This window comes from Thiohalocapsa sp., from assembly GCF_022340605.1.
Taxonomy (GTDB): domain Bacteria; phylum Pseudomonadota; class Gammaproteobacteria; order Chromatiales; family Chromatiaceae; genus Thiohalocapsa.
Genome location: NZ_JAJDNQ010000108.1, coordinates 24131 through 31600 on the forward strand (window position 1 = coordinate 24131; position 7470 = coordinate 31600).

Genomic DNA, 7470 nt, shown 5'->3' on the forward strand with positions numbered 1-7470 from the left:
CGGCCGTAGTCCACGTCGGCTGATGCGCGAACAATCAATCGCGGCGTCGAGGCAGCAGGACCGCGCCTCGCTGGCCGACACCTCTGGCAAGGCTTGCCCCAGCGCGCGCCATCAGCCACATCGCGCCAGGCGGGTGAGGTCTCAAACCGCGGAGCCGGCTTCCACGCCCGCCCGCCGGTCGATCGGCACGCTCTCGCGGCCGGACCGCGGATGACTTCGGAGCCGCTCTGGTCCCACTCCCTGAGTTGGCCCGCCAGGAAACGGTTCTGATCGATCTTGGTCTCCACCTCACCGTCGACACGCGGCCCAATCCCTGCCTCCGCGATGCCCGCCGCGACATCCACGTTTCGTGTCGGCTGAGGCCCACCAGGGTCAACCTGGCCTTCATGGCCCGCCAACCCCCGCATATCGGCGCCAACGGCCGGAGCGTGCGCCTTCAGCTCAGGCAAAAGATTTCCGTACTATAGGGGTTTCACTGTACTACGATCAGCGGGGAAGTGAGGTTCGAGCACGAGTTTCGGGCAGCAACAGCAACGAGCGGCGCAGCCTGCGCATCAGCCGATGATCAATCGCCAGCGCGCAGCGCTCGAAAAGCGCACGGGTCATACCGCGAACCGCCAATGTGCCGATCTCCCTGGTGCCGGGCTCGCCTCGCTTCACCGTTCCTGCAACGCCTGCCCGAGAGGCCGCCATGACACTTGCCAACGAGTTCACGAACAACCTGTTTCAGAACCTGACCCAATACGCCGTTGTTGTAAACGGGGCGCTCAATCAGCAGGGGAAGGCTCCGGGGTCGCAACTGCGTCAATTGATCGGAAATCAGTTCACGGGTGGGAACATCGAGGTCGATTTGAACGCCCCCCAAGTCTACGCATTCTTTGACATCAGCTACCAGGCGACCCACATCGACGTCATTCCTTGGTCTGTCGCACAGATCAGCACGCGATTCCACAATGCTGCCTGGTTCAATGGCGAGCAGGGCGTTCCGGTCTACTTGGTACCCTATGAGGGGAACCGCTCCATCGGCGTCAAACTGCCTGCGGGTACCGGTCCGGCATATGCCATGACCGCCACACAGAACGGCTGTACCTTCGAAGTCAGTGGAGACCGCACTTGCCCGTATGTATCCCACTCCAATGCACGCAACGTACCGGCTCCTCGGCGGCAGGCCGCGATCATCGCTCGCGCACAGCGTCTGCTGCTCGCGTTCAATTCGGCAGAGGTCAATAGCAACAGCGACACGACACAGCCCCAGAACGATCCGAACCAGAATCGTGCGATGTTCGGCCACTTCGCAAACGTGCCCGGCTTCGCCAACTCAATGGTGGACTACACGGCGAATAACCGCATGGCCGCCTCACGACTCATCGGACCCTCCGGACAAGGCCGCGCCATCAAGGGCGCGCGTCTCGGGCATGGTATCCAGGGCCATTCCCGCTACTGGCTGACGCTGCGCGGCAACAGCATCACCGCGATCACCAACGCGCCTGGGACCAGTCTGGTGGTCGGTCGTCGCCAGGGCGGCATTTGGACCTTTTATCACCAGTCCTATCAATACCTGGAATTCGACGTGACCCGCCGCGTCAAATGGGGAAACGTCACCAAGCGGAACGTCCAGGAAGGAAGAAAGACCGCAACGGTCATCACGAGCTGGGGTGAGCTTTGGCCGAACCGCTCAGTGTCTTACCAGCAATTCATCTGATGGGGCCTGCGAGCGAGCGCCGGTTTTTTGACCCGCGGCCGCTGCATCCCACCGCTCCCTCCCGGCACCGCTGGCCGGTCCCGGCTGCCGGACTACTTGCCTTGCCCTGTCGCAAGCCTCCCGAGCAGCGACTGAAGCTCCGCCAGCGCCTCGGCGGCGTCCCGGAAGCGGCCCTCCCCCTGTGCCTTCAGGTAGTTGTTGAAGGCGGCATTGGCCTCGCTACCGAGCTGGCGCATGGACGCGGCCCCCGGCTCGGCGCCGGCTGCACTTGGCTGCCCGGGGGCAAACAGGCCCTGCAACGCCTCGTCGAAGGTCTTGGCGTAGCTGAGGTGATCGCCGTGCATGACGGCCACCAGGCGCAGCTCCGGATAGGCGGCGGTCTCGGCCTGAAGATAGATGGGCTCGACGTAGAGCAGCGTGTGGTCCAGCGGAATCGCCAGCACGTTGCCGCGGATGACGTGGGAGCCGCGCTGGTCCCATAGCGTGAGCTGGCCGGCCAGGAAGCTGTCCTGGTCGATCTTGGTCTCCACCTGCTGTGGGCCGAGCACGCGGCGCTCCTTCGGGAACTGATACGCCAGGAAGCGCCCGTAGTTGTCGCCGTCGCACAGCCCGGCGATCCAGCCGATGAGCACCTGCCGCTCCTTCGGCGTGAAGGGCATCATCAGCACGAATTCGGCCTCATCGGAGCCCGGCAGCTGCCACATCACGTAGTAGGGCTCCACCGGCTCGACGCGGTCGTAGTGCTTCTCGGTGGCGCGCACCCAGAGGTCCTCCTGGTTGTAGAACACCTCCGGGTCGCGCATGTGGTACTTGGCATAGACCAGGCCCTGGGTCAGCAGCAGTCCCTCCGGGTAACGCACGTGCGCCTGGATGCCCTTGGGCATCGCGCTGCGCGGCTTGAACATGCCCGGCAGCGCCTTGCGCCAGGTGTTGATGATCGGGTCCTTGGGATCGAACACGTAAAAGTCGACACTGCCGTCGTAGGCATCGACGATCACCTTGGCCGAATTGCGCAGGTAGTTGACGCCGTCCAGGTAGCTGACCTCGGGCGTGCCGCGGTCGGCGACGCTGCGACGGAACGGCACGTCCTGGCCTGCCGACGCATCGAAGGGCTGGCTGTACGGGAAGCGGTCGGAGGTGGTGTAGGTGTCGATGATCCACTTCAGCCGCCCGTCCACGAGTGCCAGGTAAGGGTCGCCGTCGAGCGTCAGGAAGGGCGCCAGCGTTTGCACCCGGTCCTGGATCTGGCGATGGATCATGATCCGGCTTTCGGCGCGCGGATAGCTGGAGAGCAGAAAGCGCGTGCCGTCGAGCTTCCAGCCGAACACGAACTTGCGCCACAGGTTGCGCATCTCCACGCCGCCGCTGCCGGCGTAGTGGGCATAGACGTTCTGCTCCCCCTGCGGATGGTCGAACTCCCGCTCGGCGCTGTTGGCCACCACCGGCGGGTCGGTCAGCTCACCGTAGTAGATCTCCGGGCGCGTGACCGTCAGCGACGGATACTCGGCCTGCGGCGGGATGTCCTTCACCAGCAGGTTCGGCAGGCCCTCCGGCGTGAAGTCGCTCACCGTCGCCAGCGTCAGCCCATAGCCGTGGGTGTACTTGAAGCGCTGGTTGACGAAGGTCCGGCTCTGCGCCGGCAGGTTGTCCTGGGACAGCTCCCGCGCCGAGACCATGATCTGGCGGTAACGGTTGTCGACGTGGTAGCGGTCCATGTCCACGTCCACGAACTCGTAGTAGAGCCGGATCTCCTGGAACTGCTTGTAGACGGCGTCCAGCGCGCGCCAATCCCAGAGCCGGATCTCGGAGATGAGCTGGCGGTTGTCCTGCACTGTCTGCCGGGTGAATGCACTCTGCGCCGGATACTGGCGCTGCTCCACGCGATCCAACCCGAAGGCCTTGCTCGTGAGCCGGATATTGTTGGCGATGTAAGGCTTCTCGTAGGTGATCTCATTGGGCTCCACGGCCAGGGCCTGGAAGCCCGCCGGCAGCAGACCCGCCAGCAGGACCCAGAGCGCCACGATGCCGGCCCAGGCGGCGGCGGCCGTCACCGGCACCGGCGTCAGCAGCGCCCGCAGCAGTGGCCGGAGCTGGCCCTGCGCCTGCCCCGCGAGCCACTGCGCCGGAGCGCGCAGCCAGACCGCGACGCGCTCGCGCACCGCCGGCAGCGCGGGCGCAATGCCGAGGCCGAAGCTGAGCACGGCCAGGGTCAGGTAGACCGGCAGGCGCACGTTGGCATCGGTCCAGCCCGGCCCGGCCGCGACCCCGGCCGTCGAGTACAGCAGCCCGAAGCACGCCAGCAACGCATCCGCGCCCACCAACAGGCCGAGCCCGGCGCTGATGGCGACCACCGGCTGCACAGCGCGCGTGCGTGCCTGGGCATCGCCGGCAGCCTCGGCATCCGTCAGCGCCGGCAGCACGGCGACGCCGGCGGCTACGGTGGCGACCACCATGCACCACTGGAACAGCCCGAGCACGGCGTCCAGAAACGGCAGCCGGAACAGGTAGAACCCGGCATCGAGGCCCAGCAGCGGCTCGGTGACGCCGGCCGCGCTGGCATTGACGAAGAGCAGTGCCTGCTGCCAGTGGCCGAGCCCCCAAATGCCACCGCCGATGCCGGCGGCGAGCTCCGCCCAGGGCGAGAGCGCCGGCTGCAGGCGCCGCGCCGGCGTGTTGACCAGGACCACCACGCCGGCCGCGAACAGCGCGCCGAACACCGCCGTACTGCCCTGCCAGCCGATGAAGGCCCAGAACCGCCCGGCGTAACCGACGGCGCTGAACCACAGCGCCTCGCCCCAGAAGTCCAGCAGTGCGAACAGCACGCCGGTGGCGATCGCAAGCCCGATGCCGCCCCAGAGCAGCCGCCAGCGGCCGTTGCGGTAGCCCACGCGGGCGATCGCCACCCCGGCGCCGACGAGCACGACGAACAGCAACAGGTACATGGCAGACTCCGCGCGGGTCAGTTCTCCAGCGAGGCGTCCAGCGCAAGCACCCGCTTGCGCACCGCGTCGGCGATGCGCGCCGCGGGGTCGGCGCCGCTACCCTCCTGCTCAAGCATAGCCGGGTCCGCGACGGGACCCATGCGCAGCACCAGCCGGCGGCGCCGCGGCCACAACTTGCCGGGGGGCAACGCGGCGCCGGTGTTGCGCAGCAGGCAGGGCACGACGGCCGCGCGCTGCGCGCGGGCGAGGCTGCCGACACCGGGCCGGAAGGGTCCGATCTCGCCACCTGGGTTGCGCTGACCTTCCGGAAACCAGACCAGCATGCTGCCGCGGGCCAGCGCGGCGGCACCGTAGGCCAGGCTGGTGATGGGACGCTCGTCCGGTGCCACCGGCAGCACCCGAAAGGCATGACTCACCAGCCGCATCACGGGGCTGGCGAACATGATCCCGGTGAAGCCGCCCCAAAAGGTGTTGCGCCGACGCGCCGGCGTCAGCACGGCGGCGATGGCGATGGGGTCCAGCGCGCTCTCGTGATTCGGCGCCAGGATGAAGGGCCCGGCCGGCGGCAAGTGCGCCATCCCGGCCGCGTCGAGCCGGAACCACCAGCGCATCAGCCAGCGCGACAAGGTGTGCAGCACCGCGGCCAGCAGCGCCATGCCGCCGCCCAACGGGGCGAGCCGGGCCAGTTGGTCGCGGTCGAGCATCGCCTCGGGCTTCTCCAGCCAGCCTTCCAGGTCGTCGTCCGCCAGCTCGGGCGGGGCCGAGCCGGCGGCGGCTGCCTCGCGCAGCAGGTCGCGCACCGTCTCGACACGGCCTATGGCGCCTTCGTCCAGCGCAACGCCGGCCGCCTGCTGCAGCTCGATGCCGACGGCAACCCACTCCAGCGAATCGATGCCGAGGTCCAGCCGCGGGTCCGTGTCCGGCGTGATGCGCTGGTCTTCGAACCGCTCGCCGAGCCAGCGCCAGACCCGCGCCGCGGCAGGGTCGTCGATGAGGGTGCGGTCGTCCGGCGCCAGGTCTTCGAGCGGCATCAGGCCGGCCGCGTCTGGACGCGCCTCGCCGTGGCGCAGCGCGTCGAAGCGCTCACGCAGCCGCCGCCGGCGCAGCTTGCCGAGCCGGGTGCGGGGCAGCGGCCGGGCATCCACCTCGATGTGCGTCGGCCGCCGCCAGCTCGGCGCGTCCCTGAGCGCGGCAGCCGCCGCGGCGCGCAGCGTCTGGCGCAGCGCCTCGGCGTCGGCGTGACGGGCGGCGTCGGCGTTCGGCACCAGCACCGCAGCGAGCGCGCCATCGTCCGCCAGCACCCCGGACTCGGCGATGACGGGATGGGCGTCGAGCCTGGCCTCCACCGACTCCGGATCGAGGTTCTCGCCGCCGGCCAGGACGATGCGGCTCGACACGCGGCCGCCGAGGTAGAGCCAGCCGTCGCCGTCCAGGCGGCCGAGGTCGCCGGTGCGGAACCAGCCGTCGTCGGTGAAGGTATCCGCGTTGGCACCCGTGCCGTCCGCGGACGGCAGATAGCCGGAGAAGACGTTCGGCCCACGCGCCTGTACCTCGCCGGCGCCGGTCTCGGCCGCGGACACCTCATCGGCATCCTCGCCCGGACGCGCGCCCGGGGGCGGCCCGATGCGCAGCTCGACGCCGGGCAGCGCGCGGCCGGCCGTGTCGAAGCGCCGCTCGCCGGGGCGCACGACGGTCAGGATTGGCGCGGTCTCGGTAAGACCGTAGCCGGTCGCCACCGTCCAGCCGAGCCCTTCGAGCCGGGCGCCAAGCGCCGGGTCCAGCGCCGCGCCGCCGGAGATCAGGAGCCGCAGCTGCGGCGCCACGCGCCGGCGCAGCGGCGCGAACAGGAGCCTGCCGAGATCGAGCCCGGCGCGCTGCCGAAGCCAGGTCGCGAGCCCGAGCAGGCCGCCGAAGGCCATGCGCACGACCGCGCCACCGGCGCCGATGCGCCGCTCCACCGCGCCCATCAGCGCACCGTAGAGCCGCGGGATGCCCAGGATCAGCGTCACGTCACCCGCGTGCAACGCCCGGGCCAGCGCCGGTCCCGTCAGCGCCTGCGGCAGCACCACCGGCACGCCATGGGCGAGCGGGACCAGCAATCCCACCGAAAACGGGTACGCATGGTGCAGCGGCAGCGGCAGCAGCAGGCGGTCGCCGTCCGAGACCAGGTCCTCCGTCAACACCGCGGCGAGGTTCGCGAGCAGGTTGCGATGGGTCAGGGGCACGCCCTTGGGCGGGCCGGACGTGCCGGAGGTGAAGAACAGCAACGCCTCGGCGTCCGCGTCCGCTGGCTCCGGCAGACCCGCCGCGTCCACCTGTCGCGCGGCCGCGGCGGACGGGTCCAGGGTGCCGGCGAGGTCCGCGAGGGTGATCGGGCCATCAGCCCCGGCGGCCTGCTCCCCGCCGGCGTCGCCGCTGTCGAGCAGGATCGGCGCCAACGCGTCACCGCGCGCGCGCTCGCCGGTCGCCCCCGCGAGCCGTGCCGTCAGGTGCGCCGCCGTGAAGGCCCAGCGCGCCCCACTGACCGTGGCAATGTGGGCGAGGTCAGCTGGGTCCGCCTGGCTGTCCACCAGCACCGGCACGGCACCGAGGCGCAGCAGCGCGAGGCAGGCGATGATCCAGCGCGGCGAGCTCGGCGCGAACAGCAGCACCCGCTCGGCAGACACAACGCCGGCATCGCGGAGCGCGAGCGCGGCGGCCGTCGCCGCGTTGGCGAGTGCGACGGCGGACCAGACCTCGGTCTCCGCCTCGTCGGAGTCCGCCGCCGGGCGCAGCAGTTGCACCAGCGCCGTGGCCTCGCCGCGGCGGGCAAGCAGTGGCACCAGC

At 69.8% G+C, this 7470-nt stretch carries 3 protein-coding genes; 1 reads left to right on the plus strand and 2 read right to left on the minus strand.

The window, feature by feature from the left end:
- Positions 1 to 691: 691 nt before the first annotated feature.
- Entirely contained in the window at positions 692 to 1702 is a 1011-nt protein-coding gene (locus LJE69_RS14090; RefSeq protein WP_296926108.1) for a hypothetical protein, read from the plus strand.
- Between the two features lie 92 nt (positions 1703 to 1794).
- Here LJE69_RS14090 and LJE69_RS14095 read toward each other — a convergent pair whose 3' ends face one another.
- Entirely contained in the window at positions 1795 to 4644 is a 2850-nt protein-coding gene (locus LJE69_RS14095) for a UPF0182 family protein (protein ID WP_296926110.1), read from the minus strand.
- A gap of 17 nt (positions 4645 to 4661) precedes the next feature.
- Positions 4662 to 7470 (minus strand): AMP-binding protein (locus tag LJE69_RS14100; protein ID WP_296926112.1); only part of this gene is annotated, 2809 nt, incomplete at its 5' end.